Here is a 22,994-nt window from a genome sequence, read left to right as displayed (position 1 = left end):
TCAGACCAAGAGATGCGCGGGGATACGCAGATGCCGACGGACCACCTCAACGAAAAGCGGGTCGCGCTTCGCGGCCCACACCGCCGCGACATGGCCGATCATCCCGATGGCGAGGCCGACCAGCCACAGGCGCAGGCCGAGACCCACGGCCCCGGCAAGCGTGCCATTGACGATGGCGATGACGCGCGGCGCGCCGCCGAGCAGGATCGGCTCGGTCAGCGCCCGGTGGACCGGCACGCTGAAGCCGGGAACCTCAACCGTCTCGGCCATCAGACGAGCGCTCCGCCGCCGAAGGAAAAGAACGACAGGAAGAAGCTCGAGGCGGCGAAGGCGATCGACAAGCCGAACACGATCTGGATCAGCCGGCGGAAGCCGCCCGACGTGTCGCCGAAGGCCAGCGCCAGGCCGGTCGAGATGATGACGATGACGGCGATGATCTTGGCGACGGGGCCTTCGATCGACTGGAGGATGGATTGCAGCGGCGCTTCCCACGGCATGGACGAGCCGGAGGCATGAGCGCTGGCCATAGTCATCAGGCTGATGCAGGTGACAGACGCGGCCAGCCGGGCAACGCTGCCGGCGCGATGGAGCGGTCGGATCATGTGGGATCTCCGGTAAGGATAGGGGTGACGCGGTAGTCGCCATCAGGGCCGAGGCCCTCGACACGGGCGAGTTCTGTGAGCCGGCGGGCCACGCCGCGGCCGGCGAGCACGGCCACGAGATTGATGGTCTCGGCGATCAGCGCGCGCGGGACGGTGACGACGGCTTCCTGAATGAGCTGCTCCATCCGGCGCAGCGCGCCGACGGCGCTGCCAGCATGGATGGTGCCGATCCCGCCGGGATGGCCGGTGCCCCAGGCCTTCAACAGGTCCAGCGCCTCGGCGCCGCGCACCTCTCCGATGGGGATGCGGTCGGGACGCAGCCGCAGCGCGGAGCGAACAAGGTCGGAGAGCGAAGCGGCTCCATCCTTGGTGCGCAGGGCGACAAGGTTCGGAGCCGCGCATTGCAGCTCGCGCGTATCCTCGATGAGAACAACGCGATCGGAGGTCTTCGCGACCTCAGCGAGCAGCGCATTGGTCAGTGTGGTCTTGCCGGTCGATGTGCCGCCGGCCACCAGGATGTTGGCGCGGGACGCCACGGCCGAGCGCAAGGCTTCGGCCTGTCCGGCCGACATGATCCCGGCGCGGACATAGTCCTCCAGCGTGAACACCGCGACGGCGGGCTTGCGGATGGCAAATGTCGGTGCCCCGACCACCGGCGGCAGCAGGCCCTCGAACCGTTCTCCCGTCTCGGGCAGTTCGGCCGAAACGCGCGGTGCCCCCGCATGCACCTCGGCGCCGACATGATGCGCGACGAGCCGCACGATGCGCTCGCCGTCAGCGGGCAAGAGCCGCTCACCTGTGTCGGATAGTCCCTCCGAGAGACGGTCGATCCACAGCCGCCCGTCCGGGTTCAGCATCACCTCGACAACGGACGGGTCTTCCAGATGCCGGGCGATCGCCGGACCCAGCGCCGTGCGCAGCATCCGCGCGCCACGGGCAAAACCCTGATGATGATGTGCTGCCGCCATGCGAACCCCGACGTGCCGGGCTCATGACGATCTCATCCCGGGTGGGATTGATTAAAGGAGCCCGATATTGGGCCGGTTCAACAGGATTCCATCCGCGTCGCAGCGTGGCGTGCAATGACAGGTGAACGGCGGAACTGCTGCAGTGATCGGAAGCTTCATAGGAAGCCTCCGCTTCACGGCTTGAAACAATGCTCCCTGTGCCAGCGCAGGAAATGGGGATGGGGTCGCTCGATCAACCTGCGTGGCGCGATGGCGCGGCCGTCTTTGTTGATGAAGGCGCGCACGCCGTCGGGATCGTTGGTCTGCCGGGAAATGAGAATGTCCAGATCATCCGAGAGGCTGATCAACCCGCGATCGAACATCCAGTGCGCCGTACCCGACAGCGCCAGCCCGTTGCTGACGATGTCGGGGCCATTCGCTTCCACCGGGCGGATATGCGCTGCGGCCACCTCGGCACGCCCACCGCCATTGATCAGCTTGAGGCCGCTGATGGCACAGCGCTCGTCATAGGCGCGCAGCACGACGCGCCGAAAAATGCGGTCGCGGACGATGCGAGAGGACAGAGTGTCGACGCGCTCGCGGGGCTGCTCGAACGCGAATGGCGCCTGTTCTTCTTCAAAGCCTGAGAGGGACGCACCCGCGTCGACGCGGGGCAGCAGCGGCTCGCTGTCATTCAGCCCGAGAGTGACGATCCGGTTGAAATCGTCCGGCGAGAGCGGACGCACAGCGGCTTGCGCGCGCCCCGAAATGCGCCCGTCCGCGTTCAGCACACCGCGCTCGATCACGCCATCCGCATCGGTGAAAGGCACCGGGCTGGCAAAATCGAGATAGCTGCCTGGTTCGATGAGAGCGAGATACATGCCCGGAGCGGTGGGATCAGGAACGACGCGCTCGACCCTGGCGATCGCGAAATAGCCGCGGGTCTCCGCCACTTTCCGGGGTTCGTAATAAACGATCCAGTCGCCGACGCAGGCCTCGACCCGCCCCAGATATGGGCGCGGGAACTGATACCGCTCAGCCGGGCTATCGTCATAGATCGAGTCCGAGCGGTGAATGAAGACGCCGAATCCCATGTGCCATCCCTGATCCCCATTCGATCGTAGCGCATAATGAGTAACGTTCGGCAGCAGGTGGACCTTTCACCCTTTGGTCGCGCGCATCACGTATCGACCGGCATCACGCTCTCAGTTCTCATTCGCGCTGCCGTGAGCGATAGGATGGCCATCTATCAATCACGCATCTGCTATTATATGAGCTATAGAAGGGGAGTCTATCGCTCATGGCGTGGAACTGGACGCAGCACGGCTGGCCGCATTTTGCGTATGATCCGGTTGCCCTCGAACCGCTGGAGCGGCGGTTCCTGCTGCTCACCGGCGAGGTGATCGGTGCGGTCCGGCATGTGAGCGATGACGAGCGGGACCTGCTGCGGATCGAACTTCTCAGTGACGAGGCCGTCAAGACCAGCGCGATTGAAGGGGAGACACTGGATCGCCTCAGCGTGCAATCCTCCCTGCGCCGTCAGCTCGGCCTCCACACCGACAATCGCAACGTGAAGCCGAAAGAGCGTGGCATCGCGGAGATGATGGTCGATCTCTATCGGAGCTGGGCGGATCCCCTCGACGCTGACACGCTGTTCCGCTGGCACCGCATGCTGATGGCGGACAGCCGGCATCTGGAGACCATCGGCGGCTACCGTCGCCATGAAGACGCGATGCAGATCGTGTCCGGACGCCAGGACCGGCCCACCGTGCATTTCGAGGCGCCTCCATCCTCTCGGGTTCCGGACGAGATGGCCGCATATCTCACCTGGTTTAATGGCTCGGCCCCAGACGGTGGAACGCCCCTGCCGGCACTCACCCGGGCCGGGATCGGACATCTTTATTTCGAGAGCATCCATCCCTTCGAGGATGGCAATGGCCGCATCGGCCGAACCCTCGCGGAAAAATCCCTCGCCCAGAACATCGGGCAACCGACCCTGATCGCGCTCGCCCATACCATCGAGCAGCATCGCAAGGCCTATTACGACCAGCTCGAGATCCATCAGCGGACGCTCGATATCACGGACTGGCTGGTCTATTTCGCCGAAACAATCATCGCGGCCCAGCAGACCACGCTCGGCCGCGTCGCCTTCCACATCGCCAAGGCGCATTTTTATGATCGCTTCCGCCACAAGATGAACGAACGGCAGGAGAAGGTGATCGCCCGCCTGTTCCGCGAGGGCCCCGGCGGCTTCACGGGAGGCCTGAGCGCGGAGAACTACCTCGCCATCACCGGCACCTCACGCCCCACCGCCACACGCGACCTACACGATCTGGTGGAACAAGGCGCCCTGACGCGAACCGGAGAACGCCGATACACGCGCTACCATCTGAACCTGCAGGGACATGCTGTAAAGTCATGAGCTTGCGGAACGCGGGGCAGCTGTTCGGGGCCCTCGGCGAGGCATCCTCAAATCTGCAGGATGCGCCAGAAGCCGACGTTAGCTGCGGGGACGATGAATGGCCGGTTTGGGGCCGGGAGCGGACTGGCCGGTTTTGGCTGCCGCTATGCAGATAGCCGCCGTTCTGCATGCGCCCCCTTTGCGTACGTTAGCCAGGTCTCCTCCCGGGGAAAGAAGTGTGCGATCAGCGCCACAAGTTAGGTGCCTTAGCACTCAGTCGCTGCCCTCCAAAAACGCACTGTGACACTGGCGGCTCCTAAAGGGCTTAGATAGGCATTACCCAAAATCTAGGGAAGAAGGCGCCCAGGAATCTAGGGCCGGTTCACGCCAACATCTTCGTAGGCCATAACTGGACACCTGCTACGTCGCGCTGGGTTACGTAACGGGAGTCGAATTCGTGCAGAAGAAGGGAGCAGATCAAGAGCCGCTGACCTTACGCCATGGGCCAACTCCCTCAACGATGTCATGATCAAGGAACTTCTTGTCTCGCTTCTCAAGGCGCTTTTCCATCGCGCGTTTCAGATTTTGCCAATTCAGCTGCACGTGCGCGCGCTTGAGCTCCGAGAAATCGTCTCGGTCATTCTGCGTATCCATGTCGTCGTTCATCCAGGCCGAGGCCCTTGCATCCGCAGATCGCATAAACAAAACCCACGCCGCATAAGCCGTCGCTGGGTCCTGAGCGGCCAGATAGGCTCGCCACCAGTGACGCGCACAGGCTTCACGCCAGCGCAGGCGAGCGGACTTTCGCCGAAGGTCGGCGGTGTCTGAGGGGATTTGGCCATCGGGCCATGCCTCGACGATCGGAAGCGCATCTGTGGCGCTGAGCCCGTGCAACAGGACACCGCGTCTTTGCCGCCATATCAACGGTGAGGCGCTGTCTTCTGCAGCCACGGCCAAGACCCATGTTGCTTGGCCGTTACACAAAGCGGCTGTTACCACATCGAACAGATGCCGATCTGTGTGACAGAGCGGTAGGCTGATGAGTTCCTGACGCAGCAGAAGCAGAGGTTCTGAATCAGGAACGCGAAACACCATATGCAGCAGTTCGTCGATGCCGGCCGCGCCAATGTAGCGTGTCGACACCGCTACTCGAAGAGATCGCCATAGTGCGGCGCCTCGCGCAGCGTCGTGATTGAGCAGAGCTTCACATAGCGCAAGGAAGGCGGTCTCGGCGAGACGAACCCGCCGTTTAAAATCGGCAGTGATCTCCTCCGATCCCTCAAGCCAACGATCCAGTATGTCCGGGGCATGGCGGACCACCGACATCATATCAGGGGCATCAATATTCGTTAGATAGAGGCTTGCTCCGGAGCGGCGCGCTTCCTCAATACGAGCCATTGCTGTCTCGATTGCACGTTCCTGGGCTTTCGCCCTCGCATCCGCATCGAGCGCTCCGCGCAACGAGGCCACGGAATCGCTCCGCTCTTCAGCACTGGGCTTTGGCCGGAAGGAAATCACGAAGGGCGTGAACCGCTTTTCTGCGCGGTCCACTGTGAGGGCCGACCCAGGGTCCGGTTCAATGATTTTTTCGCCAGCCAGGATTTGGCCAAGGAGTTCGGCAGCAAGGCGCACCTCGCTTGGGTCCTCGCCGCGAACACGCGCCGCTTTGAGCAATAGCCAAGGCGCCAGTCGCGGCGCCAGCTGATCGAACGGCAAAGCCGTTTCAGATCGGATGAGCGCTTCGCTGCCGTAATGATTGACCCACATGTGGGCCGATGGCTTCCACTCCCAGGCCTGCGCGGCGAGCATCTGCCCGAAACGCGCTGCGTCGTTCAATGTCAGCATGCGGAACAGAACGCCGTGTAGATCATGATCGTCTTGGCCAACCAGATCCAAGAGCCATGACCAGGCGCTCTCGTTAAAATCAATCGGATGGACCGACAGAAGAACGACGAGGTCACGTCTCTGCTTCACGGTCCCGCCGCTGTGGCGATCGATGAGAGCGTCAACGTCCTCTTTCGACGGCGGTCGCATGACTGCTGCAAGATCGGCGGAGATGAATGTCAGATCAGCGGCAATCAAGGTCTCCAGCTGACTTCGAGGGTTGGCTAAAGACTGCAACTCGATCTTGAGCAACTGGTTTGCGGCAAACGCTTCCCGATCCTTGTCCGGATCATGCGCGCTAACGCGCAGAGTTTGCGCCGACGATGCTTCTGCCGCGCCGGTCAGAATGAAGGCGTCGGTTGCATGAATAGCGCTCCAATAACGCGATTCAGATGGGCATGACGCCAGGCTTTCGAATTTGCGACGGTGCAGCTCGGCCAGAGCGTCAGGTGCGCACCGAGCGAGCGCCGGCTCAATCTCCTCAAACTGGTATTCTTGGAGCGTATACCCCATCTGCCGATGAAGCGTCGTGATATCGAAATTGGCCGCCGCGGCGCGCAGTTCCTCAACGAACTCCGGTGGCGGCTCAAAGGTCGGATCAAGCCACAATTCGCTGGTTCGCTGCAGGCGACGGTGCAGGTCTCGCTCCTGGTCTATAAGAGACATCGTGGCGTGACGGCGTTCGAGCGCGAAGATGCTGCGGCTTGGATTCGCGAGACAGTCCATTTCATAGGAAACGTGCCGATCGATGCCGGGATCGATGGCTGTGGCCCTCGCCTCATCTACTTCGTGCCCGCTCAACCAAAGGAGTAGCGCCGCTGCGCGCGCCGGAAGTTCCGGATGAATTCCGGGCTCTGCGATCCGCGCACCTATCTCCGCGGACAATGATCGCAGTCCCGAGGCGGTCGGTTCAGGATCAACCTCATTCAGATAGCATAGCCATTTCAAGCCTCGCCAGGCATCTGCGTGCCCGCGAACGGCATGGCAAACCGCGATTGCCTCAAAGCAAGGTAACGTCGCGGCGAGCGGGAAACCGTCAAGTATTGAAGGCGCTGCCGCCTGCAATCGACCATCGTCGTGATCCACCAACTGGAGCGGTACGCCGAGCACGGTGAATGGCCCGGACGTGTCGACTCCGATCCGCCGGATGTAACGCTCCGCGCGCCGGCTTTCGAACTCCGCGTTCGCATCCGGCCTGCTGTCAACCTCGCGAGACACGGTCGAGAACCAGGAACGAACCCGTGCCACGATTGTCGATAATGTCGGGCCTTCGAGGCGCGGGATGGCGCGCAGGGCATTGACGGCCCAAAGCCGGGCGGAGTTTTGCGCATACGCGCTCGACTGCTCGACGGCATCGAGCAGCGCATCGGGGATAGAGGGCGCTAGACTGGCGAGCTCCAGCCGATGGCTGTCGGTGACATTCTGGGTCTGCAACCATGCCGTGACCAGCACGCCTCCAACAGGCGTTGCCGATGGCGCTCCCCGTTCAACAAGGATCGACACGGCCGCGCGAAGAATCTCTGCGCGCTGATCGAGACCGGAAATCGGGTCCAGCCACTGTGCGACTTTTGACTCAAGCTCGGCAAACGTCGCGTCGCTGATGGCATCGAGATGCGCCAATAATCCTGCCCCAAGCGCGTGCGCAACCACGGTTGGGCTCAGCTGCACGCGCCCCGCTGGTTCGGATAACGCGAACCGCCCGTCGATGATGTCGCTGAGACGTGCATAGACCTCACGCTCGGAGAGGTCGGGCCGGCTGGTTGTTTCGCCAAGGCTCTTGAGCGAGAACTCCTGAATTCCGCTTCGATAGCGATTAGCGATTTCAGCGAGCCATGCCCGCCATTCGTCTTCGCTGAAGGATTTACCGGCGCGCTCGCCGAAACTATCCCGGCCATATTCCCAAAGCAGGCGATGTATTGTGACCTGCCCTGCCTCCACCAGACGATCGCGAAAGCGGATCACGAGTTTGAACAGGCGCGGCGTGCGTGCAAGCTCCACAAGGTCGGGATGCAGATCGGCCTGCGTGAGGCCTTCGAAGGCGAGCATTTGTTCAAGCTCGCCGCCGGCAGAGGCATCATAGACATCGACAATGGCTGTCACTGCGGGAACGACGAGCCCACGAAGACCGGAGAGCCTATCGTTGAAGTGATATTGGCGGGTGCTCACCATGACGCGCACCCGCCCCTCGAAGGTCGAGCTTTGCATGACCTTGAGGAGCTGCAGCCAGGGGATCGAAGGTTCCTGATTCAGACCATCGAGCAGGATCGTGAGAACCGGCCCCTCTTCCTTGGGCCGCCTGAGCAGATAATCGAGCCGACAAAACCAGTGCTTGGGATCACGAATGCCGGTCAGATCACAGATGCGCTCAGACAAGAACCGCTTGAGGGCTGCTTCCGAGACCCCAGTCAAACCGGCAAGCGCGGAAGATGGAACTATCAGCACGATCGGCTGCTCGGCCATGCTTGCTGTCAGCCAGCCGAGTGCAGCCCAGGTTTTGCCGACACCGTCCCAACCGATGATGGCGACGGGAGCATCATTGCGCGCCGCGCCGCGCCACCAAGCATCCAGCGCGCTATGGACGGCCTGCCGCCGTACTTTCTTCGGTTGTGCTCCTCCTGCCGCATCCTGGCCCAATGCCGCATTTGATGTTCGCTGTGACGTCCAGATCTCCTCAAGTTTGCGATGCGATTGCGATCGCAAGCTCTCGAAGCCGAGGCACCAGACCTGTAAATTTCGACGCAGCGCACCTATCGCGTCTCCCGCCGCGGGTTGTAGCGCACGCGCCGCATCCGCTGCCGCCTTCGAGTATTCGGCCTCGACGCGATCTGGATCCGACGCGCACAGCGCGGCGAGTGGCGCCAGCTCGTGATCCTTCCAGTCGATGATGAGGACGGGGACACCGAGCCGTTCGCCTTTCTGGACGAGATCTTGCGCGAGTTGTTCCGGCACGCTGCGGGTCGCGATCAATATCCACGCCTCCAGCGCGTCGTCCCGCGCCAGCGCATGATCGATTTCGCCAAGCAGCTCCCGGTCGCTCAGCCGGGTATCGTCGCTGTATTTCTTGCACTCCAACCGGAGCCGGCGCCCCTGCTGCCCGGCACTCCCCGCATCACCTCCATGTTGAAATCCGGACTTCGCCACGGCTATCGAAATGCCCAGTAGCCGTCCCAAAAGCGCGGCTGCGAGGTCTTCAAGCTTGCGCGCGCTCGTTTCCGCCTGCAGTGCGGACTTCAATCTCACCTGATAGGGCTGCTCCACGGCGGTCAGCGGCATTCCGGCGTATCTCTCTCGCTTGCCCGATCATTCATGCGCCCGCACTGGCTCTCCAGTTTGAACGGGGAGCAGGCGATCAACACTAAGCACTCACGCGCTGAATGTAGAAGGCCATCGGCACCATCGGCAGGTGGTGCTCAGAACTCGACATAAGCAACAGGCGATTAATCGTGTTGTCCTGGATGCCCGTCGGCGCAAAAACGCAAGAAATTCGGCCGTCATTTCCGACGTCTCCTCGCTTAAGAAGCACCTTCTGGGCAGCTGTGTGCGTGCCGGCGAACCGGGAAGCGAGCCCCGCCTCGAAGTTCGGCCGGGGACCGCGATCTTCCACAGCGGCGAGATACCGGAACATCTCGCCGAACAGCGTGGGATAGCCCGACAATATGCCCTCCCGCGCCAACTGGATGATGCGATCCGGGTTGTGGGGAAATAGAAAGGCGGCGTCGGCCAGATTTCCGGCGAGCTGCCTGAGACGAGCCGGCGGCGCTCCCGCCTTCGGTCGCGCCGCGCGGAGAATCTCCCGCCAGCGGAACGCGCTGTCGGTCACGATGGAGGCCCCGGTCGCCTGCGCCAGATACATGGCGATTTCGAAATTCGGCTTCATCTGCATCAGGCGCATCTGGCCGCCGTCCTTGCCGCCGTCGAAGATGCCATCCTGCAGCGCCGTCAGCGGGTCGTCCTCCTTCAGCCGCTCCAACTCGGACCATATTTCAGCGATGCCGGTCGCATCGAGATCAGGAAAATTCTCCCGCAGCCGAGTCTCCTGCGCGTCCCGGGGCCACATCAGTGTGTCGCGCATGAGGTCGGCACGCATCAATTCTTCCAGCCGGTGTTCTCCGCGCAGGCTGATGTCGATTCCAGCGGCGCGCTCCTGCGCCATTGCCATGGTCTCCCGGCGGAGATGGTAGTTGAAGGTCCATGGGTCCGGGATGAGGTTGATCAGTCCGGCATCCACAAGCGGAAAGACGTTGAGGAAGAAGGCCACGGCCTTCAGAAATTCGAGATGATAGCGGCGCGGATGCTTGGTTGGCCGATACTTCTCAGCCATGGTGCCGGCATGAACGAACGGCGTTTCGACGATCAGCTCGCCGAAATAGAGCGACGCGCCCAACGCGAATTCAACGATGGACTGTGGATGGAGCGATCCGGTGTAAACCGCGCGTGGACGCCCGTCGGGTTTGGGCAGTAGCGAGAGCAGGTCGGTCTCGAGCGGCCAGAGCGCCTCGTAGAGAAAATAGACCTCTTTGATCTGATCTTCGGTCAACTCGCGCCTGACCGCAGTCCAGTCCTTGCCCGCGTCGAGACCCAGGATCGACAGAATGCCGCGATTAAGGACCACATTGCGCTCGCGAATGCTACGCTCTGTCCAGCTTGGCCGCAGCGCAGGTGGCCTTGTCGTGCAACAGATGCGGTAGGGACGTCCCGACCCGCAGCCGCAGGGCGCGCCCGGAGACAGTTCCTGCGCCGGTGGGACCTTCTTTAAAGCTTCCCGCTCCTTCTCGCTCCGGCCGTAGGCATCTTGGTAGCGGACGCTGCCGTCCTCGAACCCCACATAGGTTTCGCCGCCGTAATGCCAAAGCTCGTCACGCGGCGGGAGCAGAGTTGCGGCAAGGTCGGCCCATGATCCGCTCGCGTGCTGTTCGGGATAGAGCCATTCGCGCTTGCCTGCGGCGATATGGCGCTGAGCCCGCGCTTTGAGCACATAGTTGATGCGTGCCACCTCGATGTCGGTGAGCCGCCGCGCGCGTATCATCTTGTCCGTGCGCACCATAGACTGGCGGAAGTTGCGCGCGAAGATTCGCTTCTCCAGCGGTGGCACCGACGGATTTTCGGCATATTCGAGGTTGGTCAGGATGAGACAGTGGTCACGGCTCATCGGGAACAGCGTCTGCGATGCTTTCAGTGCGATCCCCGGATCATTGGGAAAGGCGCACTGCGGCGCTTCGGGCGGTAGGGCGTGATTGTAGATCGTCACCGGATGGTCGGTCAGGAGAAACTTCACGCCGGCATCCTCGGCGGAGACGATCTCCCGCACGCACTCGGTCCAGATCGTGGTGTGGAGCAAGCGGATGCCCTGCATCTCCATCATCAGCTCATTCTGGTGAAGCGCAGGATATTGTGCCCGCAACCACGCCAAGCCCTTCGGTGTCCGCAGCTTCTGGATGTCGATGTATTCGAAGAATGTACCGAAATGCTCGTGCCAAGCGGCGATGTCAGTTTCCGCGAATGCCCTGACCGCCTGTGATCCTCGCGTGTCGATATCACCGAACAGCTTCCGTTCGATCTCGTCATTCACCTCGGTCAGGAAGAAGGTCGAGTATAGGTCGGTCCGGAAGAAGCAGCGCTTCGTCGGCGCATCGAACAGCGATCGCTCGTGGATGACGCGCCCGTCGGCGAGAAGCTTGGTGGGCGGCGCCAGGTCGAGATAGGCCAAGGTCGAGCGACCGGGCTCGAGGAAGCCCCTTTGATGCCATTGCGGAACGAAGTGATTGTCTCTCGTGATCGGCATTTGCGATCGCGATCATATAGTCCGGGCGCTACGCGGACAACGTCGCGCCGCTGTTTCTGACGGATGATCGACGATGGCGCGTGCATCGCTGCGCCGTTGTCGTTTCCCTTTCGTTCCGCTATTTTTCCACTCCACTTGAGACAGCGGGAATCGGGTTGATGGGTTCGTTGCAAGCCGTGCTTGAAGAGCGACTGGCGACCATGCCGCGGATCATCGCGACGGAGCTTGTACGCGACAAGCTCAAGACAGCCGGGCATGCCGAGAATGAAAAGCTTATCGAGCAGATCGTCGACCAACTACTTGGTGTCGGGTCTGACGAAGAGGATGGTGACGACAGGGATGTCCTTGAATTCGGGACCGACGAGGAGATCGTGCTCGAATTTACCGACGCTGACACCGCCCGCGCGCAGGAATATGTCGACAAGATCAGTGAAACGATACCTGAGTTGATCCACGGCGCGGCTCAGGCCGCCGCGGTCACGATGTTGCGCCAATACGAACGCGACTGGGCGGCTTGGCGCGAGGCGACGGACATCCAGATGGATCAGTTTCGGTTCAACCTTCAGGCGCGCTGGGGAAAAGGCTTCGACGCGCTTCGCATGCTGATCGAGCTGTCGCGCGACATCGGCACCGATTTTCATCGTCGGGCCAGTCGCTCGCGATCGCGCCGGCGCGCCCATCTCAACAAAGCGCTTTCCCACCTTCATGTCCGCGCCATCCAGATCTCGTCCGAGATCATGGTGCTGATGGAGAATGGCTATGCCGACGGCGCCATGGCGCGATGGCGCACGCTGCACGAGGTCGCCTGCGTCGCGATGGTGCTGAGCGATGGCGGCGAAGCCCTGGCCGAACGCTACCTCGCCCACGAGATCGTCGAGGCGAAAAAGGGGCTCGGGCAATATCAGCAATGCCATCCGAAGCTCGGCTACGCGCCGTTCTCGAAACGCGCGGCCGCCCGGATCGAGCGCGACTATGCCGATGCGATCAGCCGTTATGGCAAAGATTTCGGCGGCGACTATGGTTGGGTCGCGGCGCATCTGGGCAACTCGAGACCCACTTTCAGCAATATCGAGGATGCCGCCGGCCGGGCGATGATGCGATCGCACTACAAGATGGCGAGCCATAATGTGCATGCGAGCGCCAAGGGCATCGCCTATCGACTTGGTTCGCTCGACTGCCACTATGCCATGATCGCAGGCGCCAGCAATGTAGGGTTTGTCGAGCCCGGCCAGAATCTAGCCTTGAGTCTCATGCACATCACGATGCTATTGCTGCCGACGTCGTGGACACTGGACAAAATCGCGCAATTGATGGCGCTCCACAAGCTGCATGACCGCATCCCGCGTGCGCTGGCGCAGTCCGAGCGGGCGATCGCCAAAGACGAGAAGGCGATTCGCGAGGCCGCGGTCGCTCGCCGAGCGAACCGCTCGCGCCAAAAACCGAGATCGCGGTCGCCGCGCCACGATCGATCCGGCGCCGCTGCCACGACATAGATGAAGATGGAGGATGGTCCTATCCGCGCCCCCCTGATGCGACGCTCGACTGCCCTGACTATGCGATTGTCGCCATTGTCCAGGGTAGCTTGGGCGAGCCGGGCGTCACGTTGGGCACGAAGGGGCGTTGCCAGTTCTGTGGCGAGACCGACCCCCGTGCGTTTCGCGACATCGCGCATACGCTGCCCGAGGCGTTCGGCAATAAATCGGTGACGTCGCTCGACGAATGCGACGCCTGCAACGCGCGGTTCGCAGCGTTCGACGACGCGCTGGTCAAGAGGATCTGACGTTTAAAACGAACGACGGCTTTTGGGCTCCCACCCGAGCTACCGGAATGGCCACAATGGGGGCGCAAAGCGGACGTCTCTGAAAGGGCCGTTGAGGGGTCGCTTTGGGTCAATCTGCGACATTGTCCTGCCGGCTATAAGCAGTCGCCCGCACTCCATCTCCGGCAGAATCTGTAACGTCTTCGCCTCACCCCGTTGCGCCCCGTTTCTACGCGTCCTGCTCCTCGTAGCGGTGCACCGGCCCGAGCCAGGGCGGAATTGACCGTCGTGACCAGAGCACGGCCCGAGGCTGTTTGACTGTCCGACCCGCAAAATCTTTGGCCGCGCCGTAGGCACGATCAGGCCTATCCGTGGACGGTCAGACTGCCAGTGTATTCCGCCTCAGCGCCGGAGATATTTCATGAGCGCCGCAATGCCGAGCACGACGAGCGCCAGGATGAGGAGGCCGAAGAGCCACATCCCCCACATGCCGCCGCCCATCATTTGATCGTAGTACATGACGGTCTCTCCTCTGCGGGATCAAGCTATCTTCACCACCGCCATCATGCCCGTGGCCATGTGGTAGAGGTGGTGGCAGTGCAGGAACCATTCGCCCTTCGGCCCGGCGTCAAAGGCGATGGTGACGGGCATGTGCGGCGGCACCATCACCGTGTCGCGCACCGCGCCTGCGATCCGTCGCCCGCCGATGCCCACCACCTGGAAATGGTGGCCGTGCAGGTGCATGGGATGGCTCATGGTGGTGGGGTTCATGAAGGTCATCTCCACCCGCTCGCCGGGACTGACGGCGAAGGGGCTTGCCTGTCCATAGGTGTGGCCGTTGATGGTCCAGCGATAGCCCGCCTCCTCGCCGAGCATGATGGGGAAGACCTTGTCCGCCCTACGCTGCGCAATCGGCTTCCGGGCGGAAAGGCGCCCTTCGAACGCGAGGTCGAGCAGGCCCTGCGGACGGTCGGCAGTCTCGGCGATGCGTGAGACGGACGCTCCAGCCGTGGCCAGGATGAGGCCGGTGCGCCGGGCCGAGGCCTCTACCTGCGCCAGCACCGGGAAGGCTCCTCCGCTCGCCGGAATATCCACCAGAAGGTCGATGCGCTGTCCCTGGGCCAACGGAAAAGTATCCGCCTGCAGCGGAACGCAGGGTGAGCCGTCCACCGCGACGCATCGCGGCTTCAGACCGGGCATGCTGATGAAAAAGGCCGTGGCGGTGCCGCCGTTGATGATGCGCAGCCGCACTTTTCCGCCCTTCTCCACCTTCACCACCTCGGGATCAGCGAGGGTGCGGCGGTTGGCGAGGAAGGCGTCATAATCGACGTCGTTGGCGTGGGCCATCATGCCGCCGCTCATTCCCGCGCCCATGCCCGCACCCATGCCGTGACCCATGTGGCCCGCGTTCTGGCCCGCCCCCATCATTCCGCCGCCCATGCCGCCCATCGCGCCCATGCCGTGGCCGGCATGACCCATTCCCGGCATCGCCATCCCCACCGCAGCCTGAGTGGGCTGGGTCGCTCCGTGAGCCCCGTGGTCGCCATGGGCGTTCGCGCCACCGAGGCCGGCGAGAATCTCCTCCGGGCTGCGGAAGGAGAAATCGTGCAGCATCACCACCACGTCCTGCGCGTCCCCGGCATCCGCCTCGCGGGTGACGAGGGGCGCGGCGAGCAACTGCTGTTCGCTCAGCGTGTGGGAATGCATCCAATGGGTGCCGGGCGTGAGCAGGAAGTCCACCTGGTCCGTCCCGCCGGGCGCGAGTTCGCCGCCGTCGGGGCGGGCGCGGTCCTGATCCGCTGGCGCGAAGATCTGGCCGTGCCAGTGCATCACCGCCGGCGCCTGCGAGGCATTGAGCACCGCGCCTGCGAGGCGATCGCCCTCCTGCGCGAAGATGCCTTCGCCCGCCGGGCCCTTGACGGCGAAGACCTTGGCCGCCTTGCCGTTCACGTCGATTGTGAGGCTCTCCACGGTGATGAGCGGGGCGGCGAGGACGCGGCTCCACCCGCCGGAGAGGGCAAGCGCGCCGGCGGCGGCGCCACCCGCGAGGACGGTGCGGCGGGACACGGAGGACAGGTGCTTAGGTTGGGTCATGGTCGGCCTCCTGGGTGCGTCGCCGGGCAGACGAGGCGAGGCAGGGATTGAGTTCAGTATTTCGCCTGGGTCGTTGTGCCGTCCGGCGCGGTGAGCTGGACGGCGCCCTTCACGCCCTTGGGCACGGCGACCGGGGCGGTCCCGGCAAGCCGGCTGCCGCCGGCGGGCGTCAGAGGGAAGCGTTGGGCCTTGCCGTCCACCACCAGGATGGCATTGGCCTTGAAGCCGTCGGCCGGAACCGGCTTGTCGGAGCCGTCGCTGAGATAGAGCGAGACGGCAGGCGTCCCGTCGACCACCAGTTCCGCATGAAAATGCCCGGCGTCCACACGCACGCCGCCGTTGGCGCCGGTGCCGGGCTCGTGCGCGAGGAGCGGCGTCGCGAGAAGGGGAAGAGCGATGAGGGCCGACGCAAGGGGGCGGAAGATCATGGCGGGCTCCGATCAAAAGGCATCCGCGCGGGCGGCGGCCGGGTTGGGGCCGTCCTCGCCCACCGCCGCCACGAGCCGCTCCAGCGGGCGGCGGCCGTAGGCGAGGACGAGGACGGGGGTGAGCACGGCATCGAGCAGCGTGACGCTGACGAGGCCGCCGAAGATGGTGACGGCCACCGGGTGCAGGATCTCCTTGCCCGGCATCTCGGCGCCGCTCATGAGCGGCAGCAGGGCGATGCCGGCGGAGGCGGCCGTCATCAGTACCGGGGTCAGCCGCTCAAGGCTCCCTCGCGCCACCAGCGCGGGACCGAACGGCAGGCCTTCGGTGATGGCGAGATTGATGGTGTGGCTGATCTTCAGGATGCCGTTACGCGCGGCGATGCCGGTCAACGTCACGAAGCCGATCATGCTCGCCACCGAGAGCGGCTGCCCGGCCAGCCACAGGGCCACCACCGCGCCGATGAGGGCCAGCGGCACGCTGCCCATGATGACCAGCGCGAACAGTGCCGAGCGGTAGCGGCTGTAGAGGATGGCGAAGACCAGGAGCAGCGACACCGCGCCGAGTGCGCCGATGGTGCGCATGGATTCCTCCTGCGCCGCGAAGGTGCCTTCGAGGCTCGTGGACATGCCGGAGGGCAAATCCGTCGCGGCGATCACGCGGCGCATGTCGGCGATGATGGCCGCCGTGTCGCGCCCGCCTGAGGTGTTGGCGAGCACGACGATGCGCCGCCGCCCGCCCTCGCGCAGGATCTGGTTCGGCCCGTCCGTCTCCTTCACGTCCGCCACCTGGGAGAGGGGCACCCAGCCGGATGGCGTCTCGATAAGGAGGCGGCTCAGCCCCTCGGCGCTGCGCGTTGCCTCGGGCAGGCGCACCACCAGCTCGAAGCGCCGGTTGCCATCTACGAGGGTCGAGACCACGCGCCCGTTGGAGAGTCGCGCCAGCGCGTCCGTCAACTGTGCGGGCTGGAGGCCATGGAGGGCGGCGCGGCCGTAATCCACGCGCACCGTCACCTCCGGCACCCGCACCTGCCGCTCCACCTGCAGGTCGACGAGGCCGGGAATGGCGCCGAGGCGCTGGCGCAGGCTTTCCGCCGTGGCGCGCAAGGTGTCGAGGTCGTCGCCGAACAGCTTCAGGGCGATCTCGGCCCGCACGCCGGAGAGCATGTGGTCCAGCCGGTGGGAGATGGGCTGACCCAGATTGAAAGACGCCGGCAGGACGGCGAGGCGGTCGCGGATATCCGCCGTGATCTCGGCCCGGCTGCGGTCGGAGGGCTGCAGGTCCACCTCGATCTCGGAGGCGTGCACGCCCTCCGCATGTTCGTCCAGCTCCGCCCGGCCGGTGCGCCGACCCACCGCCTTTACCTCAGGCACGTCCAGGATCAGCGTCTCGGCGACAAGCCCCATGCGGTCGCTCTCGGCCAGCGATAGGCCGGGGCGGAACGACATGGAAATGGTGAGCGAGCCCTCGTTGAAAGGCGGCAGGAAGGCGCGCGGCAGGCCCGTGGCGGCGGCGAGCGCGGCGACGAACAGGAGGGCGGTTCCCGCCATCACCAGGCGCGGGTGGCGGAAGGCGGTGGAGAGCAACGCGGCGTAGCCACCCTTCAGCATCCGCACCAGCGCGCCGTCCCTTTCCGCATGGCGGCTGAGGGCCGGCAGCAGATAGAAGGCGAGCACCGGCGTGAGCGTGATGGAGGTCAGAAGGCTCGCGAGGATCGAGACGATATAGGCCTGCCCCAGCGGGGCGAACAGCCGCCCCTCAATGCCCGGCAGGGCGAACAGTGGCACGAACACCAATACGATGATGAGGGTAGCGTAGACGATGCCGGAGCGCACCTCCCGGCTCGCCGCCACCACCACATCGAACACGGGACGGGGCACGGCTGCGGCGGCATTCTCGCGCAGTCGGCGGAAGATGTTCTCCACATCCACCACCGCGTCATCCACCAATTCGCCGATGGCGATGGCGAGGCCACCCAGCGTCATGGTGTTGATGGAGAGGCCGAAGGCGTGGAACACGATGGCGGTGGCCAGGATCGACACCGGGATGGCGGTGAGCGAGATGACTGTTGTGCGCCAGTTGAGAAGGAACAGGAACAGCACCACCGCCACCACCGCCATGGCTTCCAGCAGCACCTTCTCCACATTGCCGATGGAGGCGGCGATGAAGTCCGCCTGACGGAACACGGGCGGGGAGATGCGGATGCCGTCGGGCAGCGTGCGGTTGAGGTCGGCCACCGCCTCTTCCACCGCGCCGGTGAGGGCAAGGGTGTCTGCCTCCGGCTGTTTCTCCAAGGAGAGGATCACGGCAGGCCGCCCCATATAGCCGGCATCGCCGCGCTTCAGGCGAGCGGCGAAATCCACCTGCGCGATCTGGTGGAGGAAGACATTGCCGCCGGCGGGGCGCGGCAGGACGAGAGTCTTCAGGTCATCGAGGCTGAGGGTTCGGGCGATGTTGCGGATGAGGAATTCCCGGCCGCCCTGGTCGGCGAAGCCGCCGCCGGAATTGGTCCCGAACTGGGAGAGCGCCTTTTCCAGCGCGTCGAGCGTGATGCCGTAGGCGCGCATGGCAGAAACGTCCGGCGAGACGCGGAACTGCCGCACCTCCCCGCCCATGGGAATGACCTGCGCAATGCCGGGGATGGCGAGGAGGCGCGGGCGGATGACGAAGTCCGCCGCCTCCCGCACCGCCATGGGCGATGCGGTGTCGCTGGTGACGGCGAACATCAGGATCTGGCCCATGATGGAGCTGATGGGACCCATCTGCGGGGAGACATTCGCCGGCAGCCGGTCACGCACCAGAGCGAGGCGCTCCGCGATCTGCTGGCGGTTGCGGAAGATGTCGGTGCCGAAGTCGAATTCCACATAGACCACGGAGAGACCGACACCGGACACCGAGCGTAGGCGCACGAGGCCCGGCAGGCCGTTCATGGCCGTTTCCAGCGGGAAGGTGACGAGTTGCTCCACCTCCGCCGGGGCGAGGCCTTCCGCCTCGGTCATGATGGTGACGGTGGGCCGGTTGAGGTCCGGCAGCACGTCCACCGGCAGCCGCGTGACCGCATAGGCGCCATAGACCACCAGCACGAGTGCCAGCGCCAGCACCAGCAGGCGGTTGCGCAGCGATTGGGTGACGAGGACCGTGAACATCACCGGCCTCAGCGGATCTGGTCGATGAGTTCGGCGCCATCGGTCACGATGCGGCGTCCGGGGGCGAGGCCCGCCAGCACCAACACTCGGGACGCATCAAGCGGCTCCGTTTTCACCTCGCGAGGCATGAAGCGCTCGGCGCTGACGTGCTCATAGACGATGGGCTGGCCGTTCGCCCCGCGCACCACCGCTGACCGGGGGATGGCGATGCCAGTGCGCGGTGCGCCGGCCTCCGCGAAGACCGTCAGGAACTGGCCGGGGCGCAGCTCCCCGGTGTCCGCGGGGACGGAAAACAGGACGGGAAGCGCCTGGGCCCGGTCTGATATCCCCGCGCCCAAGAAGGTGAGCGCCACGGTTCGCCCGTCGGGCAGGCGTCCTGTGGCACCGGAGCGTCCAGCATCCGGCAAGAAGCCGAGCGCCTCCACCCACAGCCGGCCGGGATCGACGATGCGGAACACCACCGAGTTGGGATCGGCCATCTGCCCCGCGACCGCGTCGGCGGCGGCGATGACGCCGGACACCGGCGCGCGCAGGGCCTCCGGCTCGCGCTGCACCCGTTCCAGCCTGGCGCGGCGGGTCTGGAGCCCCTTCAGCTCGATCTCCGCTTCCTCCACCTCGCGGCGGGTGACGGCGTTGGGAATGGCCGAGAGCCGCTCGTAGCGCCGTTTCATGATGGCGATCTGCTGGTCCAGCTCGTAGCCCTGCTGCTCCAGGTCCTTGAGGTCGGAGGCACCGATGGGCGGATGCACGTAGGCGAGGATTTCGCCCGCCGCGACCTTGGTTCCGAGCGGCTTGAAGCCGCCCTCTGGCGGCGCAAGGCGTCCACCCACCGCGGTTTGGACGAGGCCGCTCGCATTGGCGTCCGGCACCACGCGGCCGGGTAGCTCGACCATGCCGGCAAAGGTGCCGGCAGCAGTCACGAGGGTGCGCACGCCAAGGATGCGCTGGGTCGGCTTGGGCACGATCACCGAGCCGTCAGGAAGGCGCTGGGCGGCATCGCGGGCGGGGGGCTGCCGAGCGGGCGGCTGCGTGTCCGCCGCCCATGCCCCCTGCGGGGCACCGGCCAGAGCGACGCCGAGCGATCCGAGGATGAGGAGCGCGCCCGCCCGACGCCGGGACATGACCAGCGCCCCGGCGAGGAAGCCGACGAGGAGGCCCGCCAGAATGCCCGCGAGGAGGTCCGCTCGCAGCCCGCCGAGCTGCGCCAGCACCGCCGGCGCTTGCGTCTCGGACGATGTTGGAGCGGCTGGTATGGTCAAGGTGGCGGCGAGAACGTCCACCGTGTCGCCGGCGGTGACGGTGAAGGCGAGGTCGTGCGCGCCCGGCTTGGCGGCGAAGGGAACCGGCAGCACATAGGTGCCCGGCCCGGCGGGCTTCGCGGCCTGCGAGCCCTCGGGCGTGTCCACCTCGATGGCGGCGCCTTCCATCGGGGCGTTGTCGGCGAAGCTGTCGAGGTGGATGGTAAGGGTACCGTCGCGCAGCACCGCCACCAGCTCGAAATCGGCCGAGGCCGCCTCAGCGCGGGGGGCGAGCGTCGTCACCGGGGGCGGCGGGGGCGCGCCGTGGTCGTGGCCTTCGTGGGTCGCAGCGGGACCGGACAGCGCCGCGCCGGCGAGAAGCCAGCATAGGCCGAAGACGGCTTTCCGCAAGAAATGGCGACCCATGCCTCAACCCGTCCGCTGGTGATTCCGGTACGGGAGAGCGATAGCGTGCGGCGCGTCACGCCGCGTATCGCTTCTGTATCAGTTTGTTTCAGCCCGGATCCTTGGTCAGGCGCACCGTGGCGACGAGGCCGCCGCCGGGGGCGTTGGCGAGGGTCAGCGCGCCGCCGTGGGCCTCGGCAACCGCGCTGGCGATAGTGAGGCCGAGCCCGACGCCTCCAGTAGCGCGGCTGCGCGACGCCTCAAGCCGCACGAAGGGCTCTAGCACGGCGGCGAATTGGTCCACTGGAATCCCCGGTCCCTCGTCCCGCACCGTCAGGACGGCATCCGCTTCCTCGTCCATGATGGACACATGCGCGGAGCCGCCATAGGCGAGCGCGTTGTCCACCAGATTGCCCACCATTCGCTTCAGGCTGACGAGCCGTCCCGCGACGACGAGGCGCGGCGGCGCCGAAAGATCGGCCCGCAGGCCCCGGTCCCGCGCGTCGTCCACGATGGTTTCCACCAAAGCCACGAGATCGAGCGGCCGCACCGGCTCCTCGCTCGCCTCGCCGCGCAGGTAGGAGAGCGTGGCCTCGACCATCTGCTCCATCTCCGCGACATCCCCGGCGATGGCGTCGCGCAGCGCCGGGTCGCTCACATCCTCGAGGCGGAAGCGCAGGCGCGTCATGGGCGTGCGCAGGTCGTGGGAGACCGCCGCGAGGGCCTGGGTGCGCCGCTCGACCAACCCAGCGATGCGCGCCTGCATGCCGTTGAAGGCATGGGCCAGTTCCCGCACCTCCTTCGGCCCCGTCTCGGGCAGGTGAATGCGCGCCGCATCCGGCGGCAGGGCCGCGACGGTGCGCGCCATGGCCCGCAAAGGCCGCGTGAGCCATGCGGCGATGGCGAGGGACAGGAGCAGCACCCCCGCCGCCATCAGCGTGGTGGAGAGCAGGGAGCCGTGCCCCCCGGCGGTCTGCGGCACGGAGGCAAACATGCGCACATTCAGCCAGCTCCCGTCGGGCAGGCGCACGGCCACGAGGCTGAGGTGCGGATCGGGCCCGGCGCCAACCAGAATGTCCGCTGCGGCAAGGTCCGGTGCGAGCGCGCGAACCTCGGCGGCGAGGCGCTGGGCGGACTCGTCGGCGTGGGGCCCCGTCGCGGCCATGGCCTCGCGGCCCCAATGGGCATCGATGGCGCCCCCCGACAGGGCATGGGCCACCTCCTCCCGACGCTCCGCAGGTGCGGCGGCGAGTGACCGGCGCAGCGCCACGATCTGGTCGGCGAGGCGGACGGCATGTGCCGCATGGCGCTCGCGCTCCATGGCATGTTCGTAGGTCCACAGGCTCAGCACATGGACCACGACGATTCCGAGCACGGCCACGACTGCGGTCCGCAGAGCGAGGCTGTCGATGGCGCGGATCATGAGCGCGCCACCTCCGGGACGAAGAAATAGCCGGTCCCACGCACTGTCTTCACCATCTCCGGCCCGCCGCTCGAATCGAGCTTCCTGCGCAGCCGGCTCACCTGGATATCGATCGCCCGGTCGAAGCCGGTGGCGATGCGGTTCTTCGCGGCGTCCATCAGATGGTCGCGCGTGAGCACGCGCTGGGGATGCTCCAGGAAGGTCAGCAGCAGATCATATTCGCCGGTGGAAAGATCGACGATGGCGCCTTCCGGGTTGGTGAGCTCCCGCCGCCGGGTGTCGAGCGTCCACCCGGAAAACGTCAGGCGGGTGCCGCCGCTGGCAGCGGCGGGGTCGGACAGCCGGGTCCGCCGCAGCACAGCATGAATGCGGGCGAGCAGCTCGCGCGGGTTGAAGGGCTTGGCCAGGTAATCGTCGGCACCCAGCTCCAGGCCGACGATCCGGTCCACATCGCTGCCGCGGGCGGTCAGCATGATGATGGGCACATTGGAGGTGCGGCGGATGTCCCGGCACAGATCGAGCCCACTCACCCCCGGCAGCATGATGTCGAGAATGACGAGGTCCACCGTGCCGGCAGCCATTGTCTCCCGCATTTCGCGGGCGCCTTGCGCGGCCGTGACCTTGTGCCCGTGCTCGCGCAGGAACTTGCCGGCGAGACGCCGGATTTCGGCATCGTCGTCAACGATGAGGATGTGGCCTTCGGGGGACACCGTGTCACGCACTCCTCTGCACCACTCCACACCGCGGCGCTCGGCAGGGTTCTTTCTAGCCTAAAGCCGGATGCCATCACATTGAATCCCTGAGCGATCCGATGTGCGCGATGAACCCCTCCATGTTCAAACAGCTTCGGGCCGTTTTAACTCTGAGGTTTCGGACCCATTCGGCGA

Annotated in this window: 15 protein-coding genes; 3 read left to right on the top strand and 12 right to left on the bottom strand. The window is 65.1% G+C overall.

Translation table 11 applies throughout. The features are described 5' to 3' along the window. From DFO45_RS01970 to DFO45_RS01955, 4 genes are all read right to left on the bottom strand, one after another. Window positions 1–270 (bottom strand): VirB3 family type IV secretion system protein, encoded by a 270-nt coding sequence (locus DFO45_RS01970; protein WP_133863552.1) that lies wholly within the window; start codon window positions 268–270, stop codon window positions 1–3. Next, window positions 270–602, bottom strand: coding sequence for a TrbC/VirB2 family protein (locus DFO45_RS01965; protein ID WP_133863551.1), 333 nt, complete (start codon window positions 600–602; stop codon window positions 270–272). Before DFO45_RS01965 ends, DFO45_RS01970 begins: the two co-directional genes overlap by 1 nt. Next, window positions 599–1,570, bottom strand: a complete 972-nt coding sequence (gene trbB / locus DFO45_RS01960; protein ID WP_133863550.1) for a P-type conjugative transfer ATPase TrbB — start codon at window positions 1,568–1,570, stop codon at window positions 599–601. Before trbB ends, DFO45_RS01965 begins: the two co-directional genes overlap by 4 nt. Window positions 1,571–1,743: 173 nt before the next feature. Beyond that, window positions 1,744–2,643, bottom strand: a complete 900-nt coding sequence (locus DFO45_RS01955; protein ID WP_133863549.1) for an HNH endonuclease — start codon at window positions 2,641–2,643, stop codon at window positions 1,744–1,746. Window positions 2,644–2,849: 206 nt separating this feature from the next. Here DFO45_RS01955 and DFO45_RS01950 point away from each other — a divergent pair, with 206 nt between their 5' ends. Continuing rightward, on the top strand, window positions 2,850–3,971 hold the full coding sequence (locus DFO45_RS01950; protein ID WP_133863548.1) for a Fic family protein: 1,122 nt from the start codon (window positions 2,850–2,852) through the stop codon (window positions 3,969–3,971). Between the two features lie 456 nt (window positions 3,972–4,427). On the opposite strand, the gene DFO45_RS01945 is transcribed toward DFO45_RS01950, so the two are convergent. Both DFO45_RS01945 and DFO45_RS01940 read right to left on the bottom strand, forming a co-directional pair. Beyond that, the gene (locus DFO45_RS01945; protein ID WP_133863547.1) at window positions 4,428–9,107 is read right to left on the bottom strand and encodes a hypothetical protein; all 4,680 of its coding nucleotides are present in this window, start codon (window positions 9,105–9,107) and stop codon (window positions 4,428–4,430) included. A gap of 82 nt (window positions 9,108–9,189) precedes the next feature. Continuing rightward, window positions 9,190–11,541 carry a DUF4238 domain-containing protein gene (locus DFO45_RS01940; protein ID WP_208299726.1) on the bottom strand — a complete coding sequence of 784 codons (2,352 nt, stop codon included), beginning with the start codon at window positions 11,539–11,541 and terminating at the stop codon, window positions 9,190–9,192. Between the two features lie 233 nt (window positions 11,542–11,774). Between DFO45_RS01940 and DFO45_RS01935 the strand changes: the two genes are divergently transcribed. Both DFO45_RS01935 and DFO45_RS01930 read left to right on the top strand, forming a co-directional pair. Then, window positions 11,775–13,109, top strand: a complete 1,335-nt coding sequence (locus tag DFO45_RS01935; RefSeq protein WP_133863545.1) for a DUF5677 domain-containing protein — start codon at window positions 11,775–11,777, stop codon at window positions 13,107–13,109. 89 nt (window positions 13,110–13,198) lie between these two features. Then, window positions 13,199–13,396 carry an HNH endonuclease gene (locus DFO45_RS01930; RefSeq protein WP_208299725.1) on the top strand — a complete coding sequence of 66 codons (198 nt, stop codon included), beginning with the start codon at window positions 13,199–13,201 and terminating at the stop codon, window positions 13,394–13,396. A 519-nt stretch (window positions 13,397–13,915) separates the two neighbouring features. Here the strand turns inward: DFO45_RS01930 and DFO45_RS01925 are convergent. The 6 genes from DFO45_RS01925 to DFO45_RS01900 form a co-directional block, all read right to left on the bottom strand. Beyond that, complete coding sequence (locus tag DFO45_RS01925) at window positions 13,916–15,469, bottom strand: multicopper oxidase domain-containing protein (protein WP_133863544.1); 1,554 nt, start codon at window positions 15,467–15,469, stop codon at window positions 13,916–13,918. A 53-nt stretch (window positions 15,470–15,522) separates the two neighbouring features. Continuing rightward, window positions 15,523–15,897 carry a hypothetical protein gene (locus DFO45_RS01920; protein ID WP_133863543.1) on the bottom strand — a complete coding sequence of 125 codons (375 nt, stop codon included), beginning with the start codon at window positions 15,895–15,897 and terminating at the stop codon, window positions 15,523–15,525. Window positions 15,898–15,909: 12 nt separating this feature from the next. Beyond that, complete coding sequence (locus DFO45_RS01915; RefSeq protein ID WP_133863542.1) at window positions 15,910–19,041, bottom strand: efflux RND transporter permease subunit; 3,132 nt, start codon at window positions 19,039–19,041, stop codon at window positions 15,910–15,912. An 8-nt stretch (window positions 19,042–19,049) separates the two neighbouring features. Beyond that, window positions 19,050–20,705, bottom strand: coding sequence for an HlyD family efflux transporter periplasmic adaptor subunit (locus DFO45_RS01910; protein WP_133863541.1), 1,656 nt, complete (start codon window positions 20,703–20,705; stop codon window positions 19,050–19,052). 88 nt (window positions 20,706–20,793) lie between these two features. Continuing rightward, complete coding sequence (locus tag DFO45_RS01905) at window positions 20,794–22,107, bottom strand: ATP-binding protein (RefSeq protein ID WP_133863540.1); 1,314 nt, start codon at window positions 22,105–22,107, stop codon at window positions 20,794–20,796. Next, window positions 22,104–22,829: a response regulator gene (locus DFO45_RS01900; RefSeq protein WP_280960270.1), complete on the bottom strand. Its 726-nt coding sequence runs from the start codon at window positions 22,827–22,829 to the stop codon at window positions 22,104–22,106. Before DFO45_RS01900 ends, DFO45_RS01905 begins: the two co-directional genes overlap by 4 nt. Window positions 22,830–22,994 lie beyond the last annotated feature (165 nt).

Source organism: Azorhizobium sp. AG788 (assembly GCF_004364705.1).
In the GTDB taxonomy this organism is placed as follows: domain Bacteria; phylum Pseudomonadota; class Alphaproteobacteria; order Rhizobiales; family Xanthobacteraceae; genus Azorhizobium; species Azorhizobium caulinodans.
This window is presented reverse-complemented; position numbering and strand designations above follow the sequence as displayed.

Excerpts from the sequence above, each read along its gene's own strand:
- DFO45_RS01970 (WP_133863552.1), bottom strand. The coding sequence starts at position 270 with ATGGCCGAGACGGTTGAGGTTCCCGGCTTCAGCGTGCCGGTCCACCGG.
- DFO45_RS01965 (WP_133863551.1), bottom strand. The coding sequence starts at position 602 with ATGATCCGACCGCTCCATCGCGCCGGCAGCGTTGCCCGGCTGGCCGCG.
- trbB (WP_133863550.1), bottom strand. The coding sequence starts at position 1,570 with ATGGCGGCAGCACATCATCATCAGGGTTTTGCCCGTGGCGCGCGGATG.
- DFO45_RS01955 (WP_133863549.1), bottom strand. The coding sequence starts at position 2,643 with ATGGGATTCGGCGTCTTCATTCACCGCTCGGACTCGATCTATGACGAT.
- DFO45_RS01950 (WP_133863548.1), top strand. The coding sequence starts at position 2,850 with ATGGCGTGGAACTGGACGCAGCACGGCTGGCCGCATTTTGCGTATGAT.
- DFO45_RS01945 (WP_133863547.1), bottom strand. The coding sequence starts at position 9,107 with ATGCCGCTGACCGCCGTGGAGCAGCCCTATCAGGTGAGATTGAAGTCC.
- DFO45_RS01935 (WP_133863545.1), top strand. The coding sequence starts at position 11,775 with ATGGGTTCGTTGCAAGCCGTGCTTGAAGAGCGACTGGCGACCATGCCG.
- DFO45_RS01925 (WP_133863544.1), bottom strand. The coding sequence starts at position 15,469 with ATGACCCAACCTAAGCACCTGTCCTCCGTGTCCCGCCGCACCGTCCTC.
- DFO45_RS01920 (WP_133863543.1), bottom strand. The coding sequence starts at position 15,897 with ATGATCTTCCGCCCCCTTGCGTCGGCCCTCATCGCTCTTCCCCTTCTC.
- DFO45_RS01915 (WP_133863542.1), bottom strand. The coding sequence starts at position 19,041 with ATGTTCACGGTCCTCGTCACCCAATCGCTGCGCAACCGCCTGCTGGTG.
- DFO45_RS01910 (WP_133863541.1), bottom strand. The coding sequence starts at position 20,705 with ATGGGTCGCCATTTCTTGCGGAAAGCCGTCTTCGGCCTATGCTGGCTT.
- DFO45_RS01905 (WP_133863540.1), bottom strand. The coding sequence starts at position 22,107 with ATGATCCGCGCCATCGACAGCCTCGCTCTGCGGACCGCAGTCGTGGCC.